Here is a 20,734-nt window from a genome sequence, read left to right as displayed (position 1 = left end):
GTCATGCACGAGAACCCGAACGAGCGCCAGAATCCGACCGACCAGAACCCGAACGACGAGAACCGGGCGTCGGAGGAACCGACACAGCAGTGGGACCCCCGTCCCGCCCACGCCGCCGGCGATCCGTACCGGTCGAACCCGGCGTACGTCGCAGCACCGACATACGGCGGTTTCCCGACATACGGTGCGCCGCAGACCACTCCGGGTGCGACCGCACCCTTCGGCACCCCACCGTCGTCCCCCGGACCCACGCCGGGCACATCGACACACCGACAGCGCTCCGGTACCCCGATCCTCGTCGCCGTACTCGCGGCCGGTTTGATCGGTGGCGGCCTCGGCGCCGGCGGTGTCGCACTCCTCGATCACCGTGATTCCGCCCCGGCGGCCCTCACCTCGGCTCCGTCGTCCCCCGGGACGGTGAACGCCACTCCCGGATCGGTCACCTACGCCGCCAAGGTCGCCTCGAAGTCCACCGCCGACATCGCCGTCTCCGGCGCGCAGGGCACCGCCGTCGGCAGCGGGATCATCCTCACCGCAGACGGATACACACTGACCAACAACCACGTCGTGTCCGGGGTCGGCGACGGCGGCCGGATACAGGTGACCCTCCCCGACGGCACCACCCACGCGGCGACCGTCACCGGTGTCGCACCGTCGTACGACCTCGCGGTCATCAAGGTCTCCGGGGTCAGTGGCCTCACGCCGGCCACCCTGGGACAGTCGAACGGCCTGCAGGTCGGCCAGCAGGTCGTCGCGGTGGGCAGCCCCGAGAACCTTTCCAACACCGTCACCTCCGGCATCATCAGCGCCCTGAGTCGCACCGTGACCGCCGGCGACGAGTCCGGTTCGCAGGTCGCGGTGTACAACGGCCTGCAGACCGACACACCCATCAACCCGGGCAATTCCGGTGGGCCACTGGTCAACCTGCAGGGTCAGGTGGTGGGTGTGAACTCCGCCGTCGACACCGGGCAGGCCGCCGGCGGCGGCGTGCAGGCCTTCGGGTTGGGGTTCTCGATCCCCGTCGACACCGCCAAGCGCGTCGCCGAGCAGCTCATGCAGAACGGGACGGCCACGAAACCCGTTCTGGGCGTCTCGGGTTCGCTGTCGGAGACGACCAACGCCTCGCAGACGAGCGTCAACGGCGCCCGGGTCGGGTCGGTCTCGGCCGACGGCGCCGCCGCCCGCGCCGGGCTGCGCGCCGGTGACGTGATCACGGCGATCGACGGCAGCCCGATCAGCAATTACGCCGACCTGATGGCACAGGTCCTGCGGCATCAGCCGGGGCAGCAGATCCCGATCACCGTCACCGACACCGGCGGGAAGTCGGAGAAGCTGACCGTCACCCTGGGCAGCGCGAAGGACGACGCGACCACGACCGTGTCCACCCAGTCGGCGCCGTCGCAGCAGGGCTCACCGGACCAGGGTTCTCCCGATCAGAACTCCCCCGATCAGGGGTCGCCGTTCGACGGGCTGGATCCGTTCGGGCAGTGACGCGTCGGGGCCCGCTCAGCCGGCGATCGTCGGGACGCGTGTCGCGCGGACGTAGACCTCGTCGCCGTCCGACAGCGACAGCGCCTCGGCGTCGCCGCGGGTGATCTGGGCGTGGAAGTCGTCGCCGGTGGCGGCGTTGGTGAGTTCCACCCGCACCTCGAAACCCAGGTGCACGACGCGCTGGACGGTCGCCTTGAGGACACCGGTGGCCGCCGACGCCGAATCGGCGGTCGACAGGGCGAGATCCGGCGTGCGGCCCACGCGGATGTCGTGGGGTCGCACGAGCGAGCCGTTGAGCCGGGCGACCGACCCGAGGAAGCCCATGACGAACTCGTTCGCCGGGCGGTCGTAGAGGTCGTCGGGGCTGCCGACCTGCTCGATCCGACCGCGGTTGAGGACCGCGATGCGGTCGGCCACGTCGAGCGCCTCCTGCTGGTCGTGGGTGACCAGCACCGTCGTCACATGGACGTCGTCGTGCAGTCGCCGCAGCCACTTCCGCAGGTCCTCACGCACCTTCGCGTCGAGGGCACCGAACGGTTCGTCGAGGAGGAGCACCTGCGGGTCGACGGCGAGGGCACGCGCCAGGGCCATGCGTTGCCGTTGGCCGCCGGAGAGCTGTGCGGGGTACCGCGTCTGGAATCCGGCCAGACCGACGACCTCGAGTAGTTCGTCGACCTTCCTGGTCACCTCGGCCTTCGGCCGCTTGCGGATCTTCAGGCCGAAGGCCACGTTCTCGCGGACCGTCATGTGCTTGAACGCCGCGTAGTGCTGGAACACGAACCCGATGTCCCGGTGCTGCGGCGACACCTTGGTGACGTCCTCACCGTTGATGCTCACGACACCCGAATCGAGGGAGTCGAGGCCGGCGATCGATCGCAGCAGGGTCGACTTGCCCGAACCCGACGGGCCCAGCAGCGCGGTCAGCGACCCTGCGGGGATGTCGAGCGAGACGTCGTCGAGGGCGGCGAAATCGCCGTAGCGCTTGTTCGCGCGGGAGACCGAGATCGTCATCGTGCGTACTCCTTGTCGGCGGGGGTCTCATCCGGCACCGGTGCGGTGGCGGGGTCGATCGGTGCAACGGTGTCGTCGGCGCTGCCGCGCCGGACGCTCTTGGCCAGGCGGCCGGCGAGTCCACGTCGCTCGATGAGGGTCATCGCCACGAGCACCAGCAGCGCGATGAGCATGAGCAGGGTCGCCGCGGCGTAGGCGCCGTACTCGTTGTAGTCGTCGGTGTAGCGCGACGACACCAGCAACGTCAGCGTCTGGGAGATGCCGGGGAACCCCGACGACACGATGATCACCGCGCCGTATTCGCCGAGGCTGCGGGCGACGGTGAGGACGACGCCATACGTGAGCCCCCACCGGATGGCGGGCAGGGTGATGCGGCGGAACGTCTGCCACCCGTTGGCCCCGAGGGTGGCCGCGGCCTCCTCCTGCTCGGTCCCGATCTCGCGCAGCACCGGTTCGACCTCGCGCACCACGAACGGCAGCGTGACGAAGATGGTGGCGAGCACCATGCCGGGCAGACCGAAGATCACGCGGAAGCCCAGGCTCTCGACGCCGCCGAACCAACCGCCGTATCCCCAGAGGAGCACCAGCGAGACGCCCACCACGACGGGTGAGACGGCGAACGGCAGATCGATGATCGCCTGCACGATGCCGCGGCCGCGGAAACGACCGCGCACCAACGCGATCGCGGTGGCGACGCCGAACACGACGTTGAGCGGCACCACGATCACCACGATCAGCAGGCTCAGTTGCAGCGCCGAGATGGCCGCCGGTGTGGTGATCCAGTCCCAGAACTGACCGAGGCCATGTTCGAAGGACCGCCAGAAGATCAGCGCGACCGGGACCACCAACAACACGAACAGGTAGATCAGGGCGATGGCACGTAGGCCGTAGCGCGAGGTGGGCGACAGTCTCATTGGTCGGCCCCCTCACGCTTGGCCGAGCGACGACCGACGATCCGCAGCGCGAACAACACCACGAACGCGATCAGCAGCAGCACCACCGACACCGCCGAGGCGTCGACGGGCGCGTCGACCTCGAGTTGTTGCTGGATGTACTGCGAGGCGACCTGGGTGTCGCCGGGGATGTTCCCACCGATCAGCACCACCGATCCGAACTCGCCGATCGCGCGGGTGAAGGCCAGACCCGCACCGGTGAGGATGGCCGGGGCCAGCGACGGCACCACGACCTTCGTCCAGATGGTCCAGTTCGACGCACCGAGCGATGCCGCGGCCTCCTCGACCTCGCGGTCGACCTCGATGAGGACCGGCTGCACCTGGCGCACCACGAACGGCAGGGTGACGAACGCGAGCGCGATCACCAATGCGGGTTGCGTCGCGTTGAGCTGGATGTCGATGGGACTGTTGGGTCCGTAGAGCGACAGCAGCACCAGGCTGGCGACGATGGTGGGCAGTGCGAACGGCAGGTCGATCAGCGCGTTCACGATCCCCTTGCCGGGGAACTCGTCGCGGACGAGGACCCACGCGATCACCGTGCCCATCACGACGTTGATCAGCGCGACCACGATCGACACCAGCACCGTCACCCGGATCGACGCGATGGCGTTGTCGTCGCTGACCGCGGTCCAGAAGCCACTCCAGCCGTCGTCGAACGACTTCGTGGTGATCGCCGCGAGCGGGAGCAACACGATGACGGTGAGCCAGAGCCCGGCGACGCCGATGCCCAGCGGGCCGGCACCGGTGATGCGCCGACCGCCGGCGAGCTTCGGCGCGGGCGGGGTGTCGGGCGGGTCGACCTGCACCGTGGTCATGCCTTGCCTCCTGCGTCGTAGATCTTGCTGATCGCACCCTTGGTGCCGAACAGCTCGGAGTCGACGGCCTTCCAGCCGGTCAGGTCCTTGCCCTTGTTGTCGGCGGCGGTCCCTGCGCCGAGAACCTTGCCGAGCGCGGAGATGGTCCACAGCTTCTCGATGGTGCCCGGGAACAGCGAGCGGGTGGCGGCGATCACCGACGGCGTGACCGGCCGGAAACCCTGCTGGGCCCAGATGCGTTGTCCCTCATCGGTGAACAGGAAGTCGACGAACTTCTCGGCCGACGCCTTGTCGTCGCTGGTGTTCACCACGGCGACCGGGTTCTCGATCTTGAAGGTCTGCGGAGGGATCACGTAGTCGACGCGCTGGGACGCCGGCGCGGTCCCGTTCTTGCGCGCCAACATGATCGCCTCGTTCTCGTAGCTGATGAGAACGTCGCCCTGACCCTGCTCGAACGTGGTGGTCGCCTCGCGACCCGATTTCGGGTTGACGCGGATGTGGTCGCGTACGAGGTCGCTCACGTAGGCCAGACCGGCCTTCTCGTCGACACCGCCGTTGCTCTTGGCGGCAAAGGGCGCCAACAGGTTCCACTTCGCCGAACCCGAGCTGCCCGGGTTCGGGGTGATCACCTCGACGCCGGGCTTGAGCAGGTCGTCCCAGTCGCGGATGTTCTTCGGGTTGCCCTTGCGGACGACGAGCGCGACCACCGACCCGAACGGCGTGCTGTTGTTCGGGTGCTGGGTCTTCCAGTCCTCGTCGACCACGCCGGCCTTCACCAGGCGCGTGATGTCGGGTTCGACGGAGAAGTTCACGACGTCGGCGGGAACGCGTCGGGCGACCTTGCGCGACTGGTCACCCGACGCACCGTACGACTGCGAGAACCCGATGTCGGAACCGGCATCGGTGTCACGGAACGCCGGGATGATCTTGTCGAAACCGGGTTTCGGGGTGGCATAGGCGATGAGGTTCACATGGTGCGAGCCACTGGAGATGTCACGGCCACCGGGGGTGTCGGTCGAGCCACCCCCGCAGGCGGTGAGCGTGGCCACCAGGCCGATGGTCAGCAGGCAGGCGGCGAACGCACGGCCGTGTGGACGCCGTCGGCGACGGCGTGGTGGACGGATGTCGGGCACGGACACACCCTTCGCGAGTACGGGATTCGGTCGATCGGGATTTGCGGAGGGCCGGATGCGGACACGACCGGGATGGCGGGCGACGCCGACAGGAGCTCCGACGCGCGCAGGCGCGGGGCGAACAGGGGTGTCAGCGACAGTGAATGTCTGCGACACAGCGGTATTCCACTGCGAACAGGGCCATCCGGAGGTGGGTCCGGTAGCGCGGCGATGCGATCACAGCGGGAAGATTATCAGCAGACCCTTGTGGCGCCCGGCGTCACGAACGCGGCGACGGCCGAGCTCTTGAGCAGGACTAACGGGTGGCGAGCCAGGCGACGAGCACCAACACGAGGAGCGCGATCAGCGCGAGGGTGACGCGGGAGCGCGGCATGTCAGGGCTCTCCGCGACGGGTGCGCGCGGGCGCGAACCGGTCGACGAGATGCAGCACGCCGTTGACCAGTGCGTTGAGCACGATCGCGGCGAGGATGGCCAGTGGCACCAGCACCGCGAGGCTGACGAGCAGTTGCGGGACGAACGACAGACCGGTCAACCACGCCTCGACGCCGTCCCACCACGTCCGGATCCCGTTCACCGCCACAGCGTAGCGCGAACGATTTAACTCACCGTGGGTGTAAACCGGGGCGGCGGCGTACCCGGCGACATCACACGACCGGACGCCTTCTGTGGCGCGTGGCGTGTCCCCTCGCCCATGATGGACCGATGACAACCCCTGCCCACGACGGCGCGGCCACTGCAGTCCCCGGTGCCACCGAGTCGGGCCGTCCCGTACCGGGTACCCCGGGCCTCGCCCACGCAGCCGACATCAGCGGCTTCACCCCGGCGACGGCGACGCACAACGCGTTCCCGCCGATCGACGACTATGCCTTCCTCTCCGACTGCGAGACGAACTGTCTGATCGCCCGCAACGGTGCGGTCGAGTGGATGTGCGTGCCGCGACCGGACTCGCCGAGCATCTTCGGCGCGGTCCTCGACCGCTCGGCCGGGCACTTCAAACTCGCGCCCTACGGCGTCAACGTGCCGGTCGACCGCCGCTACCTGCCGGGCAGCCTGATGGTCGAGACCACGTGGCAGACCGACACCGGCTGGATGATCGTGCGCGACGCGCTGGTCATGGGCCCGTGGCACGACAACGACACCCGTTCGCGGACGCACCGGCGCACACCGACCGACTGGGACGCCGAGCACATCCTGCTGCGCACGGTGCGCTGCGTCAGCGGCACGGTCGAGGTCGCGGTGAGCTGCGAACCGGCCTTCGACTACCACCGGGGCACCACCACGTGGGAGTACTCCGGCCCGGCCTACGGCGAGGCCATCGCCACCGCGACCGACACCACCCACCCGTCGCCCACGCTGAAGCTGACCACGAACTTCAAGCTCGGACTCGAGGGGCGCGAGGCCCGCGCCCGGTCGCGACTGAACGAGGGTGACAACCGGTTCATCGCGCTGAGTTGGTCGTCGCAACCCGCGCCGCAGAACTGGGAGGAGGCGGCGCAGAAGATGTGGTCGACGTCGGAGTCGTGGCGCCAGTGGATCAACATCGGCTCGTTCCCGGACCATCCGTGGCGCGGGCACCTGCAGCGCAGCGCCCTGACGCTGAAGGGGCTCACCTACTCCCCGACCGGCGCCCTGCTCGCCGCGGCGACCACGTCACTCCCGGAGACGCCGGGCGGCGAACGCAACTGGGACTACCGCTACGCATGGGTCCGCGATTCGACCTTCGCCCTGTGGGGGCTCTACACCCTCGGGCTCGACCGCGAGGCCGACGACTTCTTCTCCTTCATCGCCGACGTGTCCGGCGCGACGAACGGCGAACACCATCCCCTCCAGGTGATGTACGGCGTCGGCGGTGAACGCACCCTCGACGAGGAGGAGTTGCACCACCTGTCGGGATACGACGGGGCACGACCGGTCCGTATCGGCAACGGCGCGTACAACCAGTCGCAGCACGACATCTGGGGCACCATGCTCGATTCGGTGTACCTCAACATGAAGTCGAACGAGACCATCTCCGAGACCCTGTGGCCGGTGCTCAAGGCACAGGTCGAGGAGGCGGTGAAGCACTGGCGCAAACCCGATCGGGGCATCTGGGAGGTGCGCGGCGAACCGCAGCACTTCACCTCCTCGAAGGTGATGTGCTGGATCGCGCTCGATCGCGGGGCGCGGCTGGCCACCATGCACGGTGAGAAGTCGTACGCGCAGACGTGGGCTCGGATCGCCGACGAGATCAAGGAGGACATCCTCGCCCACGGCGTCAACGAGCGCGGCGTCTTCACCCAGCGCTACGGCAGTGACGCCCTCGACGCGTCGCTGTTGCTGGTGCCGCTGCTGCGGTTCATGCCGTCCGACGACGAGCGGGTCCGCAACACCGTCCTCGCGATCGCCGACGAACTCACCGAGAACGGCCTGGTGTTGCGCTACCGGACCGAGGAGACCGACGACGGCCTCTCCGGCGAGGAGGGGACGTTCACCATCTGCTCGTTCTGGCTGGTGTCGGCGCTCGTCGAGATCGGTGAGCTGACCCGGGCCAAGCACCTGTGTGAGCGGTTGCTGAGCTACTCGAGTCCGTTGAAGCTCTACGCCGAGGAGATCGACTCCAACACCGGTCGCCACCTCGGCAACTTCCCGCAGGCCTTCACCCATCTCGCGCTGATCAACGCGGTCATGCACGTCATCCGCGCCGAGGAGGCGGGCTCACACGGCACGTTCGTACCCGCCAACGCCTGACCCGTCCGTTGGGCACCAGGAGCCGTCTGTTGGGCACCAGGAGCCGTCTGTTGGGCACCCGGGACCGTCAGTCGGCGTGACCCCGTGATGCGAGGGCTCGTTCGATCGCGGCCATCTCGGCGAAAGGGTTGTCGGTGAGGGCAGCGGCGCAGGTTCTCAGTGAGATCCACCCACGACGGATGACGCCGGCGTCACGTCTCGCGTCATGCCGCTTCTGCTCGGGGCTCGAGTGGAAGTCCACGCCGTCGTAGTCGATCCCGATCTTGTACCGGCGGTACCCGAGGTCGAATCGTCCGATCAGCACGCCGTACTCGTCGAACACCTCGATCTGGGTCTCCGGTCGCGGCAGTCCTCGCCGGTGCATGATCAGGCGCGTCCAACTCTCGCCCGGCGACTCCGCACCCGCGTCGATCAGCCCGACGAGCTCCCGCAGCTGGCGGATGCCGCTCGTGTGGGTGTGCTCGCGCGTGTAGTCCCACAACGCGCGGAGGTCGATCGGCGTCGTTCGTGCCATGTCGTCGAGATGGCCGAGCGCCAACCAGTCCGGACGACGGCGACCGAGATCGAACGCGGTACGCACCAGGCTCGTGACCGGCATCCCATTGCATTCGACGATGTCGTCGGGGCCGAGCTGGTCGGTGCGCATGACACGGATCCCCGAGCGCTGCCGTCCCTGACCCCGGAGGTCGCGGATGACCTCGACATCGCCGTCGACGTCGGGGTAAGCGACCCCGTGCAAGAACTGCGCGCTGCGACCCGCGACCACGGACCCGGGGCCTGCGGCGAGGTATCCGGCGCGGATGCGGTCCACCGTCGACAGGGAGATCCGTGGATCGGTGTAGACACCTCGATGCAGCCGGACCATGTCGCGACGTTCGGCGCGGGACCCGCGATCGGTCAGCGCGAGGTGGTCGGGAAGGGAGGGTGTGAAGAGTTCGTCGTAGCCCATGTCGATCGGACGCAGCGAACTCTCGAACGGTTCCACCCGGTCCAGGATCGGCCCGATGGGCGGCTCCTGTTGCCCCACAATCGGTCCCGACTGCCCAACCGATGGTTCCTGGTGCCCGACAGACGGTCCCGGCGGCCCAACAGACGGCTAGTCCAGGCGCCACGACTCGTAGGCGCGGGGGTCGCCGATCGGTTCGAGGTGGATCGCGACGTGCAGGTGCTCGAGGGTGTCGACGAGATCGGTCTCCACCCGTTCGACGAGATCGTGGCCGCGTTGCACGCTCCACTCACCGGGAACGAGCATGTGCAGCTGCAGGAATCGTTCGTGGCCCGCCTCGCGGGTGCGGACGTCGTGGAAGTCGATCTCATCGCTGCGGTGGCGGTCGAGGACGGCGTCGAGCTGCGCGCGTTCGTCATCGGGGAGCGCGGTGTCCATCAGCCCGGCACCCGACTGCCACACGAGGCGTCCACCGACGACGAGGATGTTCACCGCCACCGCGATCGCGATCAACGGATCGAGCGGCAGCCACCCGGTGAGCGCGACCAGCAGGACACCGATCACGACGCCGGCGGTGGTCCACACGTCGGTCAGCAGATGCTTGCCGTCGGCCTCCAGCGACAGCGACCGATGCCGCCTGCCGATGCGGATCAGGTACAGACCGACCACGCCGTTGATGACCGTCGCCACCACCGAGATCACCAGACCCAGTCCCACGGACTCGAGTTCGGCCGGGGACAGCAGCCGGTCGACCGCGGCGACGATGATGATCCCGGCTGCGACGACGATCATCACGCCCTCGAACACCGCCGAGAAGTACTCGGCCTTGGTGTGGCCGAAGTTGTGGTCGTCGTCGGCGGGCTTGACCGCGACCTTCAGTGCCACGAACGCCGCGACGGCGGCGACGACGTTGACGAGGGACTCGGCGGCGTCGGAGAGCAGACCCACCGAACCCGACACCTGCCAGGCGATGACCTTGAGGGTGATGACGACGAGCGACGCCGCCAGACTGAGCAGGGCGAATCGCGACAGATCGGCGCGGGCTTCGGAGGTCACCCGATCATTGTCGTCCCGACCCGGTCCCTACCCGCCACCGCATGCGCCTGTCGGTGTGTCACACGCTGACGAGCCCCTTACGGGCGAGCAGCGGGGCGAGCTCGGCCGGGCGGCCCAGCAGGGCCCGGTGGGAGGCGATCGGGTCGACGCTGTCGCCGCGCGAGAGCGTGGCCTCGGCGAACCGTCGGCCGTTGGCGCGCGTGAGACCACCGTGGGCGAGGAACCACTGTTCGGTCTCGGCGTCGAGGACCTCCGACCAGATGTAGGAGTAGTAACCGGCCGCGTATCCCCCGCCGAAGATGTGGTTGAAGTACGCGCTGCGATAGCGCGGTGGGATCAGTTCACTCGCGACCCCGGCGCGCGCGAGGGCATTCGCCTCGAACGCCTCGACGCCGATCTCCAGTGCGCCCGCGGTGATCTCGTCGTGGGTCACCCGGTGCCACGCCAGGTCGAGGGTGGCGGCGGCGAGGTACTCGATGGTGCTGTGCGCCGATTCGACCGACGTCGCCGCACGCGCTGCCTCGGCGAGTTCGGCGGGGATCGGGTCGCCGGTCTCGTGGTGCCGTGCGTAGTTCGCGAGGACGTCGGGGTGCAGCGACCACATCTCGTTGACCTGCGAGGGGAACTCCACGAAGTCTCGTGGCACCGAGGTACCCGACTGCGCGGGGAAACGCACCGCCGAGAGCAGTCCGTGCAGGGCATGGCCGAACTCGTGGAACAGGGTGGTGAGTTGATCGAAGCTCAGCAGGCATCGTCCGCCGGCCTGCGGTCTGGTGAAGTTGCAGACGTTCACCACGATCGGCTGGTCGCCGAGAAGGGTCGACTGGTCGGTGATGTTGTTCATCCAGGCGCCGCCGCGCTTGCTGGGTCGGGCGAAGTAGTCGCCGAGGTAGAGGCCGATCGACACCCCCTCGGCGTCGAACACCTCCCAGGTGCGCACGTCGGGGTGATAGGTGGGCAGGTCGGCACGTTCGACGAACTGCAGGCCGTACAGCGACCGCGCGGCGAAGAAGACGCCGTCGGTGAGCACGCGGTCGAGGTCGCAGTAGTCGGCGAAGTCGTCGAGGGAGACCGCCGCGCCACGGCGTTTCTCCACGGCGAGCCAGTAGGTGATGTCGGACGGTTCGATGTGTTCGCCGGCGAACTCGCGCAACCGTGTCAGTTCCCGTCCCCCGGCACGCATGGCCGACGAGATCAGTTCGCCCAGCATCGATTCGACGGCCTCGGCATCGGGCGCGGTCTGTTCGGCGATCACGAACTCGGCGTGATCGCGGTAGCCCAGCAGCGCCGCGCGCCGCGCGCGCAACGTGACGATCTCGATGATGGTCGCGCGGGTGTCGTGGTCGTTGCCGCGCAGCCCGCGCGAGATCGACGCCTCGAACACCCGGGCGCGCGTGGCCGGGTCGGTCAAAGAGGCCACGGCGGACTGACTCGTCGGCAACTCCAACGCCAGCAGGTGACCGCCGTCGTGACCGGCGGCGCGGGCGGCGTCGGCGGCCGCGGCGATCGACGACGGTGAGAGGCCGTCGAGTTCGGCGGCGGTCTCGATGACGACCGCCGCGTCGTTGCTCTCGTCGAGCACGGCCTGGGTGAAGGTGGTCGTGAGCACCGACAGACGCGAGGAGATCTCCCGCATCTGCTGCTGATCGTCGGGCGCGAGGCCGGCGCCGGCACGAATCGCCTCGCGATATCGCTTGTCCAACAACCGGATCGACGGCTCGTCGAGACCGAGATCGTCGCGGCGCGCGTGCAGTGACGCGATACGCGCGAACAATTTCGGGTGCAGCGCGATGGTGTTCTGATGATCGGTCAGCAGGGGCGCGAGTTCCTGCGCGATCGCGTTGCGCTGTGGATTGGTGTCGGGGCCCACCAGGTTGAAGAACGTCCCGGCCGCGCGTCCGAGGAGCCGACCGGATCGCTCGAGTGCCTCGACGGTGTTCGCGAACGTCGGGTCCTGGGTGTCGGCGGCGATGGCCTCGATCTCGACGAGGTGTTCGGCCATCGCGGTGGTGAACGCGGGCAGGAAGTCGTCGTCGGAGATCGATCCGAAATCGGGGAGTCCGTGGATGTGTCGACTCGGCGCGAGGACGGGGTTCGTTGCCATGAGCCGAGCCTAGTGCGCGGTGGGACCCGCGTACGGGTGGCGAGTCACTTGCCCTTCGGTTTGTCCCCGCCCGCCTCCGACGACAGCGCCGCCACGAAGGCCTCCTGCGGGACCTCGACGCGACCGATGGTCTTCATCCGCTTCTTGCCCTCCTTCTGCTTCTCGAGGAGCTTGCGCTTGCGGCTGATGTCGCCGCCGTAGCACTTCGCGAGCACGTCCTTGCGGATCGCCCGGATGTTCTCGCGCGCAATGATCTTCGAGCCCACGGCGGCCTGGATGGGCACCTCGAACTGCTGCCGCGGGATGAGTTCCTTGAGCTTGAGGGTCATCTTGTTGCCGTAGGCGAAGGCGCCGTCCTTGTGGACGATGGCGCTGAACGCGTCGACGGCCTCGCCCTGCAGGAGGATGTCGACCTTCACCAATGCCGATTCCTGTTCGCCCGCCTCCTCGTAGTCGAGGCTCGCATAACCGCGGGTGCGGGACTTGAGGGCATCGAAGAAGTCGAAGATGATCTCGGCCATCGGCATCGTGTAGCGCAGTTCGACACGCGTCTCCGACAGGTAGTCCATCCCGCCGAGCTCGCCGCGGCGCGACTGGCACAGCTCCATGATGGTGCCGACGAATTCACTCGGAGCGATCACCGTCGTCTTCACGATGGGCTCGAAGATGGCCTTGGCCTTGCCATCCGGCCAGTCCGACGGGTTGGTGACCACCATCTCGGTACCGTCCTCGCCGACGAGTCGGTAGATCACGTTCGGGGCGGTCGAGATCAGATCGAGGTTGAACTCGCGCTCGAGGCGTTCGCGGGTGATCTCCATGTGCAGCAGTCCGAGGAACCCGCAGCGGAACCCGAAGCCGAGCGCCACCGACGTCTCCGGCTCCCACGTGAGAGCGGCGTCGTTGAGCTGGAGCTTCTCGAGGGCGTCGCGCAGATCCGGGTAGTCCGATCCGTCCACCGGGTACAGACCCGAGTAGACCATCGGACGCGGCTCGCGATATCCCGTCAGCGCCTCGGTCGCGCCATTGCGCGCGGTCGTGATCGTGTCGCCGACCTTCGACTGCCGCACGTCCTTCACGCCGGTGATGAGGTAGCCGACCTCGCCGACCCCGAGACCCGTGGACGCTTTCGGCTCGGGTGAGACGATCCCCACCTCGAGGCATTCGTGCACGCTGCCGGTCGACATCATCTCGACCTTCACCCTCGGCTCGAGTCGCCCGTCGACGACGCGCACGTAGGTGACCACACCGCGGTAGGTGTCGTAGACGGAGTCGAAGATCATGGCCCGGGCCGGGGCCTCGTCGACACCGACCGGGGCCGGGATCAGCCGGACCACCTCGTCGAGGAGTTCGCGGACACCCACACCGGTCTTTCCGGACACACGCAGGATGTCGTCTGGGTCGCACCCCACGATGTGCGCGATCTCCGCGGCGTACCGGTCGGGATCGGCGGCGGGCAGGTCGATCTTGTTGAGGACCGGGATGATCGTCAGGTCCTTGTCCATCGCGAGGTAGAGGTTCGCGAGCGTCTGGGCCTCGATGCCCTGCGCGGCGTCGACGAGCAGCACCGCACCCTCACACGCCTCCAGTGCGCGCGACACCTCGTAGGTGAAGTCGACGTGCCCGGGGGTGTCGATGAGGTGCATCACGTACTCGGTGGTCACACCGTCTTCGGTGACCTCCCACGGCAGTCGCACGTTCTGCGCCTTGATGGTGATGCCGCGCTCACGCTCGATGTCCATCCGGTCGAGGTACTGCGCGCGCATGGCCCGCTCCTCCACCACACCGGTGAGCTGCAGCATCCGGTCGGCCAGGGTCGATTTGCCGTGGTCGATGTGGGCGATGATGCAGAAGTTCCGGATCCGGGCGGGATCGGTGAAGGTCGTGTCGGCGAAGCTGGGAATCGAACTCACTCCTCGTGGGGCGATGACGCGTACCACCAAGTTTCGCACGTCCGCGCCGGCATCCCCTCCTCGCGAAACCGTGGCACCCGCCGCGGGGCTACCGTCGGGGCGTGGCCGACCGTGTTACCGCTGGATCCACCGACGCCCTGCCCGACCCCGAGGACCTGCGTGCCGAGGGTGTCGTCGGGGTGGTGCACCGCCCGCTCGGCACCCCGATCGCGGCGGCGGTCATCACTCACGGGGCGGGCAGCAACCGCGATGCGGTGGTGTTGCGACTGCTCGCCGCCGAGCTCGCTGTTCGCGGACTGCTCGTCGCCCGCATCGATCTGCCCTACCGCCAGACACGGCCCCAGGGCCCGCCGAGCCCGTCGGGGGCGGCCACCGACCGCGCCGGGATCGTGGCCGCGGCGCAGGTCGTGCGGGATCTGGCCGCCGACGCGGGGTGCACCGGCCCGCTCATCGTGGGAGGACACTCCTACGGCGGACGGCAGGCATCGATGGTCGTCGCCGAGGACCCGTCGGTGGCCGATGCCCTGCTGCTCACCTCGTACCCGCTGCACCCTCCGGGCAAGCCCGACCGCGCGCGCACCGAACATCTCCCCGCGATCCGATGCCCGACCGTGGTGGTGCACGGACCGTCGGACCCGTTCGCCACCACCGACGAGATCACCGCGGCACTCGACCTGATACCCGGCTCGACCACGCTGGTCGAGATTCCCGGCACCGGTCACGACCTGCGTCCCGACCGCAAACCCACCGCGGCGCTGACGGCCGACGCGGTCCTCGCCCACCTCCTCGGTCGGAGCGGCTGACTAGATTCGTCCCATGGCTCCCTGGACCACCACCGCTCTCCGACTCGCCCGTCAGTACGGCCCGCGCATCTACCGCGAACTGCAGAAGTCCGGCGCCATCGACAAGGGCAAGGCAGCGATCACCGCGAAGATCAACGGTGGGGCCGACGCAGGCACCGGCCGACCGATCACCGACACCGACCGCCCCACCGCCGACCGCGCGCGCCGCATCGAGTACTCCCCCGCACTCGACGGCGCCGCCGACCCGGGCGAGATCGTGTGGACCTGGGTGGCGTTCGAGGAGGACGCGTCGCAGGGCAAGGACCGTCCCGTGCTGGTCGTCGGCCGCGAGGGTGACCACCTGCTGGGGCTGATGCTGTCGAGTCAGGCCCACCGCGCCGGCGACGCGAACTGGATGGAGATCGGCACCGGGGGCTGGGACGGCGGCCACAAGACCAGCCATCTGCGTCTCGACCGTGTCCTCGATGTCCCCGAGCAGGGCATCCGCCGCGAGGGCGCGATCCTCGACCGCGAGCGCTTCGACCGCGTCGCCGCCGCTCTGCGCTCCACCTACGGCTGGTCCTGACACAGCCTGCGCCGTCGGGGTGGCAGCCACACCCGTCGACGGGTCAGCGCAGCGCGACCAGCTCGTGCAGGGTGGTGCCCGTGCGGACGTCGACACGTCCGTCGTCGCGGGTGACCGCCAACCGGAAATCGGATGCGAAGCGGAAGTACCCCGGATGCCCCACGAGTCGGCTCACCAGGGGCCGCAGCACCTTGCTGCCGACGACGGGGATGTCGCCGAGCAGGTCGTGTCCGTGCAGGACGGTGCGCACGTCGAGTCGTAACTCGAGGCGGCCGGGGATGGTGAGCGAGATCCACGAGGGGTAGTCGCGACCGGCGTCGGCGTCGGGGAGCAGCGGCCCCTCCTCGAGGACGGCCTCGCCGCTGCTGAGGATGACCTCGGCGCCGTCGGCCACCATCACCGGCGCGATCTGGTGGGAGCCGTAGCCCTCCTGGGTGAGCACGACCGCGTAGAGCAGCGAGTAGTCCTCGACGTAGAGGCGACCCCAGTGCCAGCGGTCGATGACCTTGCGCATGTCGCCGACACCCCAGTTGTGGTCGGCGTAGCCGGTTCCGGTCACCTCCCAGCGCTTCGCGCCGATCGACAGGCGACCGGTGACCTTCGCGCGTGGGCCCCCGACACACCATCCGAAGATCTCGCCGTTGCCGAAGTGTGTCTCGCCCTGCCCCGGCATCCAGGGCGCGATCTCGTTGGCGAACTCGAGATCGATCACCACGTCGTCCTCCGCGAAATGCACGGTGTAGGTGGGTAACTCGTCATGGAAGGTCACATAGGCGAAGTTCTCGCCGACCGTGACGTCGCACTTCTCGACCGAGAAGCTGCATTCCCGCGCGGGGTAGCGTTGCGCGATCTGCCGACGGCTGCCTTCGGGCCCGTAGAGGATGATCTCCACCCAGGGACGGCTGCGGGGCAGGTCCTCGGGGCGACGCTTGGTGAGGAAGCCGACCACGGTGTAGCCGTTGTCGAGGGCGGCGTCGAAGTACCAGTGCTCGAAGGCGGTCAGCTTGGTCGACGCGTGCAGCGCATTGTGTTCCGGACGCACGTCGGTCAACGACCCGTCGGCGCGTCCGGGGCCGTTCCAGGCCTCGACCAGGTCGGTTCTGCTCACGATGGACTCCGTTCGTGGTGGTGTACATGGATGTCGGTCATATGACCCCCTCCCGGGCGAGGCCATCGAGGTCCTCGTCGGTCAGGTCGAGCAATGTGGTGTAGACCTCGGCGTTGTGCAGTCCCGGACATGCCGGGCCCGCCGTACGGACCGAGCCAGGGGTACCGGTCAGACGCGGGATCACCCCCGGCCCCAACACGGTTCGTCCGAGACGTTCGTCGTGGTGATTGACGAGCATGTCGCGTGATCGCAGTTGTGGATCGACGACGAGGTCGGCGACCGTGTTCACCCGGCCGGTCGGAACCCCTGCCGCGGAGAGCGTCTCGGTGAGCTCGTCGGCGTCGTGGTCGGCGACGATGTCGGCGATGGCCGCGTCGAGGACGTCCTGGTTGCGTCCACGGGCGAGGTGGTCGGCGAAGCGCGGGTCCGCCGCCCACTCGGGACGGCCCAGCGCGCCGGCGAGCCGCCCGAACACGGTGTCCTGGTTGGCCGCGATCACCAGCCAGACGTCGTCGCGGGAGCGGTAGAGGTTCGACGGGGCGATACCGTCGAGCCGGGTGCCCGACGGCTGCCGGACCACCCCGCCGACGTCGTAGTCGGGGATGGTGGACTCGAGAACCGCGAGGCAGGCCTCGGTGAGGGCGACGTCGACGACCTGACCGACGCCGGTGCGTGTGCGGGCGTGCAACGCCGCCAGGACCCCGTTCGCGGTGAAGACGCCGGCGAGGGTGTCCCCCAGCGACAGCGCGAGCCGTGGCGGCGGGCCGCCGGGGAACCCGTTGAGGTAGCGCAACCCGCTCACCGCCTCGGCCACCGAGGCGTATCCCGCGCGGTGGGCGTCGGGGCCGGTCTGCCCGTATCCGGAGACGCGGGCGACGACGATCCGCGGATTACGCTGTGCCAGCCTGTCGTATCCCAGGTCCCAGCGTTCGAGAGTCCCGGGGCGGAAGTTCTCGACAACGACGTCGGAGCGCTCGACCAGATCGAGGAACATCGACCGTCCCGTCTCGGTGCGCAGGTCGAGGGTGACCGCCCTCTTGTTGCGCGCGTGGACGGTCCAGAAGACATGCTCGCCGTCGACCTCCGCCTGTCCCCAGGTACGGAGCGGATCGGGTTGGCCCGGGGCCTCGATCTTGATGACGTCTGCGCCCATGTCGCCGAGGAGCCGGGCCGCGAACGGCCCTGCGATCAGCGAACCGAGCTCGAGTATGCGGACGCCGGCGAGTGCACCGGTGTCGTCTGTGGTGGTCGTCATCAGAAGGCGAGGTGGACGGTTTTCTCCTCGGTGTGTGCCGTGACCCCCGACAGACCGAGTTCGCGACCGAAACCGCTGGCTTCCCGTCCACCCCAGGGCAGATGCGGTTCGGGGACGCCCCAGCCGTTGACCCACACCGTCCCCACCCGTAGCCGTGGGATGACCGAGTGCGCGGTTGACAGGTCCGAGGTGTAGATCATCGCGTTGAGTCCGAAGCGGGTGTCGTTGGCGATCCGGATCGCCTCGTCGGTGTCGCGGAAGGTGATGACGGTGGCGACGGGCCCGAAGATCTCCTCACGCGCGATGGTGAGATCGTTGGTGCCACGGAAGACGGTGGGTTCGACGAAGAACCCCGGTCGGTCCACGCGCGCGCCGCCGGTGATGAGCTGCGCACCTTCGGATTTCCCGGTCTCGATGTAGCCGAGGATGCCGTCGAGCTGCTTGGCGTTGACGATGGTGCCCATCGTCGAGGCGGGGTCGCGCGGATCGCCGATCACCGAGCTCTCCGCGATGGCGGCCAGGCGCGCCACGACGTCGTCGGCGATGGACTCGTGCACGAGGACGCGGGTGCCGGCGGCACACACCTGCCCCTGGTGATAGAAGTTGCCCATCGCGATCCAGGGCATGGCGGCGTCGAGATCGGCGTCGGGGAAGACGATCTGGGGCGATTTGCCGCCGAGCTCCAGGGTCATCTTGCGGAACTTGTCGCCCGCGAGCGGGGTGATGCCGCGCCCGACGCGCGGGCTGCCGGTGAAGGTGATCTTGTCGAGGCCCGCGTGTCCGGCGAGCGCGGCGCCGGCGACCGGTCCGAGGCCGGTGACCACGTTCACGACGCCGTCGGGTAGACCCGCCTCGGTGAGCAGCTCGGCGAGTCGGATGGTCGACAGCGCCGCGTCCTCGGCCGGTTTCACCACCACGGTGCACCCCGCGGCGAGCGCCGGTGCCAGTTTCCATCCGGCGATGACCGCCGGGTTGTTCCACGGCGTGATCGCACCGACGACCCCGACCGGTTGGCGCATCGTGAACCCGAACCGATGCTGTCCGGCGAAGTCGGGCAGTGCGGTCGTCTGCCCGGTGATCTTGTCCGCCCACCCGGCGAAGTGTCGGAACGTCCCCGCCGTGACGGGCATGTCACCGGCGACGCTGTGCTGGTACAACTTTCCCATCTCGACGGCCTCGAGCGCGGCCAGGTTCTCGGCGTCGGCCTCGATGAGGTCGGCGGCGCGCGCGAGGATCCGGCCGCGCTCCGATCCCGGGAGGTCCGACCAGACACCGCTGTCGAACACCGCACGCGCCGCCGAGACGGCCCGGTCGACGTCGTCGGCCGTCGCTGCGGCGATCTCGACGACCGTCGACTCGTCGGCCGGGTTGATCGAGGTGTAGGTGCCTCCGTCGGAGGCCGCGACAGCGACACCGCCGATGCGCAGTGTCGGGTCCGGTAGTACCGGATCGACGACGGGGGCGAGAGCGGGTGCGGTCATCAGGTCCTCGGATCGGTGTCGGTGCGAGCGGTGGGATCGAAATGCGGTGTGAGACCCGACCAGACGGCGTCGTAGTCGGGTTGGCGGTGCGCGGCCGACATGGCCGTCGGGGTGGTGACGAGCGGGAAGCGTGTCTCGAACATGATCGCCATGGTGTTGGCGAGGTACTGCGGTTCGAGGTCGGCGTTCGTCCCCATCTCGAAGGTGGCGAGATCGGGGCCGTGCGCAGCGAACATGTTGTGCAGGCTCGCGCCGCCGGGCAGGAAGCCCTCCGCCTTGGAGTCGTGGACGCCGTAGATCAGCCCCATGAACTCGGTCATCACGTTGCGATGGAAGTGCGGCGGACGGAAGGTTCGTTCGGCCACCATCCAGCGGGGCGGGAAGGCGACGAAGTCGACGTTGGCCTGTCCGGGATGCCCCGACGGCGAGGTGAGGACGGTGAACACCGACGGATCGGGATGGTCGACGTTGCCGTTGGTGATGGAGCTGAACGCCTCGAGATCGTAGACGTGACAACCGTGGTTGCCGTGCCACGCCACCACGTCGAGTGGGGAGTGGTCGAGTTCGGTGGCCCACAGGTGCCCACCGAACTTCACGACGTGCTCGACGATGCGCGGTCGGTCCTCGAACGCCGCGACCGGGTGGCGGAAGTCGCGGGCGTGGGCGAGACCGTTGGCGCCGATGGGTCCGAGATCCGGCAGCACGAACGGTGCGCCGTAGTTCTCGCAGACATACCCGCGGATCGGTCCGTCGACGACGTCGACCGCGAACGTGATGGCGCGCGAGATCAGGACGATCTCGCCGGGCCGGGCCTCGATGACCCCGAGTTCGGTGCGGACCCGGATGCTGCCGCTCTCGGGGACGATGAGCAGTTCGCCGTCGTTGTCGGCGAGGTAGCGATCGGTCATCGACTCCGCCGCGGTGTACTGGTGCACACCGATACCGGTACGTCCCAGCACATCTCCGCTCGCGCCGATCGTGTAGAGACCGTCGAGGAAGTCCCCTGTGGAGGTCTCGTGGGGTAACGGGTTCCAGCGCAGTCGATTCGGGTCGGCGGGTCCGGCCACCGGTGCCGAGGCCAGGTTCCCGTCGTCGATCCGGTGATAGGCGCGACGTGCCGCGGTGGGCATGATCCGGTACATCCACGTGCGCCGGTTGATCCCGCGTGGCTCGGTGAACGCGGTCCCGGAGATCTGCTCGGCGTAGAGCCCCATCGGTGCGCGCTGCGGCGAGTTCTGTCCCCACACCAGTGCACCGGGCAGCGCCTCGGAGTGGTGTTCGTTGCCGAAGCCATGGAGGTAGTCGAGTGTCACGCGCGCCGGGGCCGAGGTGTCCGGCACCGGACGGTCGGTGATCTGGGTCATCGTGGTGGATC

At 68.6% G+C, this 20,734-nt stretch carries 17 protein-coding genes; 4 read left to right on the top strand and 13 right to left on the bottom strand.

What is annotated here, in order from left to right; all coding sequences use genetic code 11:
* Positions 1 to 3: 3 nt before the first annotated feature.
* Positions 4 to 1,491 carry a S1C family serine protease gene (locus ACQ7HM_RS15995; RefSeq protein ID WP_434217226.1) on the top strand — a complete coding sequence of 496 codons (1,488 nt, stop codon included), beginning with the start codon at positions 4 to 6 and terminating at the stop codon, positions 1,489 to 1,491.
* A 15-nt stretch (positions 1,492 to 1,506) separates the two neighbouring features.
* On the opposite strand, the gene ACQ7HM_RS15990 is transcribed toward ACQ7HM_RS15995, so the two are convergent.
* From ACQ7HM_RS15990 to ACQ7HM_RS15970, 5 genes are all read right to left on the bottom strand, one after another.
* Positions 1,507 to 2,502, bottom strand: a complete 996-nt coding sequence (locus ACQ7HM_RS15990) for a sulfate/molybdate ABC transporter ATP-binding protein (protein ID WP_434217225.1) — start codon at positions 2,500 to 2,502, stop codon at positions 1,507 to 1,509.
* Positions 2,499 to 3,416 carry a sulfate ABC transporter permease subunit CysW gene (cysW, locus tag ACQ7HM_RS15985; protein WP_434217224.1) on the bottom strand — a complete coding sequence of 306 codons (918 nt, stop codon included), beginning with the start codon at positions 3,414 to 3,416 and terminating at the stop codon, positions 2,499 to 2,501. Before cysW ends, ACQ7HM_RS15990 begins: the two co-directional genes overlap by 4 nt.
* A complete protein-coding gene (gene cysT / locus ACQ7HM_RS15980; RefSeq protein WP_434217223.1) occupies positions 3,413 to 4,270 on the bottom strand; it encodes a sulfate ABC transporter permease subunit CysT in 858 nt (285 codons plus the stop codon). Before cysT ends, cysW begins: the two co-directional genes overlap by 4 nt.
* The gene (locus ACQ7HM_RS15975) at positions 4,267 to 5,337 is read right to left on the bottom strand and encodes a sulfate ABC transporter substrate-binding protein (RefSeq protein WP_434217496.1); all 1,071 of its coding nucleotides are present in this window, start codon (positions 5,335 to 5,337) and stop codon (positions 4,267 to 4,269) included. Before ACQ7HM_RS15975 ends, cysT begins: the two co-directional genes overlap by 4 nt.
* A 440-nt stretch (positions 5,338 to 5,777) precedes the next feature.
* Positions 5,778 to 5,978 (bottom strand): hypothetical protein, encoded by a 201-nt coding sequence (locus ACQ7HM_RS15970; protein ID WP_434217222.1) that lies wholly within the window; start codon positions 5,976 to 5,978, stop codon positions 5,778 to 5,780.
* Positions 5,979 to 6,106: 128 nt separating this feature from the next.
* On the opposite strand from ACQ7HM_RS15970, the gene ACQ7HM_RS15965 reads away from it, so the two are divergent.
* The gene (locus ACQ7HM_RS15965; protein WP_434217221.1) at positions 6,107 to 8,131 is read left to right on the top strand and encodes a glycoside hydrolase family 15 protein; all 2,025 of its coding nucleotides are present in this window, start codon (positions 6,107 to 6,109) and stop codon (positions 8,129 to 8,131) included.
* Between the two features lie 67 nt (positions 8,132 to 8,198).
* Here ACQ7HM_RS15965 and ACQ7HM_RS15960 read toward each other — a convergent pair whose 3' ends face one another.
* The 4 genes from ACQ7HM_RS15960 to lepA form a co-directional block, all read right to left on the bottom strand.
* Positions 8,199 to 9,116 carry a hypothetical protein gene (locus ACQ7HM_RS15960; protein WP_434217220.1) on the bottom strand — a complete coding sequence of 306 codons (918 nt, stop codon included), beginning with the start codon at positions 9,114 to 9,116 and terminating at the stop codon, positions 8,199 to 8,201.
* A gap of 111 nt (positions 9,117 to 9,227) precedes the next feature.
* Positions 9,228 to 10,133: a cation diffusion facilitator family transporter gene (locus ACQ7HM_RS15955; protein ID WP_434217219.1), complete on the bottom strand. Its 906-nt coding sequence runs from the start codon at positions 10,131 to 10,133 to the stop codon at positions 9,228 to 9,230.
* A 58-nt stretch (positions 10,134 to 10,191) separates the two neighbouring features.
* Complete coding sequence (locus ACQ7HM_RS15950) at positions 10,192 to 12,237, bottom strand: M3 family metallopeptidase (protein WP_434217218.1); 2,046 nt, start codon at positions 12,235 to 12,237, stop codon at positions 10,192 to 10,194.
* Positions 12,238 to 12,281: 44 nt separating this feature from the next.
* Positions 12,282 to 14,147: a translation elongation factor 4 gene (gene lepA / locus ACQ7HM_RS15945; protein ID WP_434217217.1), complete on the bottom strand. Its 1,866-nt coding sequence runs from the start codon at positions 14,145 to 14,147 to the stop codon at positions 12,282 to 12,284.
* A 137-nt stretch (positions 14,148 to 14,284) separates the two neighbouring features.
* Between lepA and ACQ7HM_RS15940 the strand changes: the two genes are divergently transcribed.
* Together ACQ7HM_RS15940 and ACQ7HM_RS15935 are read left to right on the top strand one after the other, a co-directional pair.
* Positions 14,285 to 14,950, top strand: coding sequence for an alpha/beta hydrolase family protein (locus tag ACQ7HM_RS15940; protein ID WP_434217495.1), 666 nt, complete (start codon positions 14,285 to 14,287; stop codon positions 14,948 to 14,950).
* Between the two features lie 13 nt (positions 14,951 to 14,963).
* A complete protein-coding gene (locus ACQ7HM_RS15935; protein WP_434217216.1) occupies positions 14,964 to 15,515 on the top strand; it encodes a type II toxin-antitoxin system PemK/MazF family toxin in 552 nt (183 codons plus the stop codon).
* Positions 15,516 to 15,558: 43 nt separating this feature from the next.
* Here ACQ7HM_RS15935 and ACQ7HM_RS15930 read toward each other — a convergent pair whose 3' ends face one another.
* From ACQ7HM_RS15930 to hmgA, 4 genes are read right to left on the bottom strand one after another with little or no spacing between them, the layout of a single operon-like run.
* A complete protein-coding gene (locus ACQ7HM_RS15930) occupies positions 15,559 to 16,623 on the bottom strand; it encodes a lipocalin-like domain-containing protein (RefSeq protein WP_434217215.1) in 1,065 nt (354 codons plus the stop codon).
* Positions 16,624 to 16,660: 37 nt separating this feature from the next.
* On the bottom strand, positions 16,661 to 17,878 hold the full coding sequence (locus tag ACQ7HM_RS15925; protein ID WP_434217214.1) for a CaiB/BaiF CoA transferase family protein: 1,218 nt from the start codon (positions 17,876 to 17,878) through the stop codon (positions 16,661 to 16,663).
* Entirely contained in the window at positions 17,878 to 19,359 is a 1,482-nt protein-coding gene (locus tag ACQ7HM_RS15920) for an aldehyde dehydrogenase family protein (protein ID WP_434217213.1), read from the bottom strand. The genes ACQ7HM_RS15925 and ACQ7HM_RS15920 overlap by 1 nt, the downstream gene beginning before the upstream one ends.
* Positions 19,359 to 20,723 (bottom strand): homogentisate 1,2-dioxygenase, encoded by a 1,365-nt coding sequence (hmgA, locus tag ACQ7HM_RS15915; protein ID WP_434217212.1) that lies wholly within the window; start codon positions 20,721 to 20,723, stop codon positions 19,359 to 19,361. Before hmgA ends, ACQ7HM_RS15920 begins: the two co-directional genes overlap by 1 nt.
* Positions 20,724 to 20,734 lie beyond the last annotated feature (11 nt).

This window comes from Williamsia sp. MIQD14 (genome assembly GCF_051025635.1).
In the GTDB taxonomy this organism is placed as follows: domain Bacteria; phylum Actinomycetota; class Actinomycetes; order Mycobacteriales; family Mycobacteriaceae; genus Williamsia_A.
Note: the sequence above shows the minus strand (reverse complement) of the source record. Positions and strands in the feature narration are given on the sequence as shown.

What these genes read in the sequence shown, in the direction of transcription:
- cysW (WP_434217224.1), bottom strand. Translation starts at nt 3,416, where the DNA reads ATGAGACTGTCGCCCACCTCGCGCTACGGCCTACGTGCCATCGCCCTG.
- ACQ7HM_RS15965 (WP_434217221.1), top strand. Translation starts at nt 6,107, where the DNA reads ATGACAACCCCTGCCCACGACGGCGCGGCCACTGCAGTCCCCGGTGCC.
- cysT (WP_434217223.1), bottom strand. Translation starts at nt 4,270, where the DNA reads ATGACCACGGTGCAGGTCGACCCGCCCGACACCCCGCCCGCGCCGAAG.
- ACQ7HM_RS15920 (WP_434217213.1), bottom strand. Translation starts at nt 19,359, where the DNA reads ATGACCGCACCCGCTCTCGCCCCCGTCGTCGATCCGGTACTACCGGAC.
- ACQ7HM_RS15990 (WP_434217225.1), bottom strand. Translation starts at nt 2,502, where the DNA reads ATGACGATCTCGGTCTCCCGCGCGAACAAGCGCTACGGCGATTTCGCC.
- ACQ7HM_RS15950 (WP_434217218.1), bottom strand. Translation starts at nt 12,237, where the DNA reads ATGGCAACGAACCCCGTCCTCGCGCCGAGTCGACACATCCACGGACTC.
- hmgA (WP_434217212.1), bottom strand. Translation starts at nt 20,723, where the DNA reads ATGACCCAGATCACCGACCGTCCGGTGCCGGACACCTCGGCCCCGGCG.
- ACQ7HM_RS15935 (WP_434217216.1), top strand. Translation starts at nt 14,964, where the DNA reads ATGGCTCCCTGGACCACCACCGCTCTCCGACTCGCCCGTCAGTACGGC.
- ACQ7HM_RS15995 (WP_434217226.1), top strand. Translation starts at nt 4, where the DNA reads ATGCACGAGAACCCGAACGAGCGCCAGAATCCGACCGACCAGAACCCG.
- ACQ7HM_RS15925 (WP_434217214.1), bottom strand. Translation starts at nt 17,878, where the DNA reads ATGACGACCACCACAGACGACACCGGTGCACTCGCCGGCGTCCGCATA.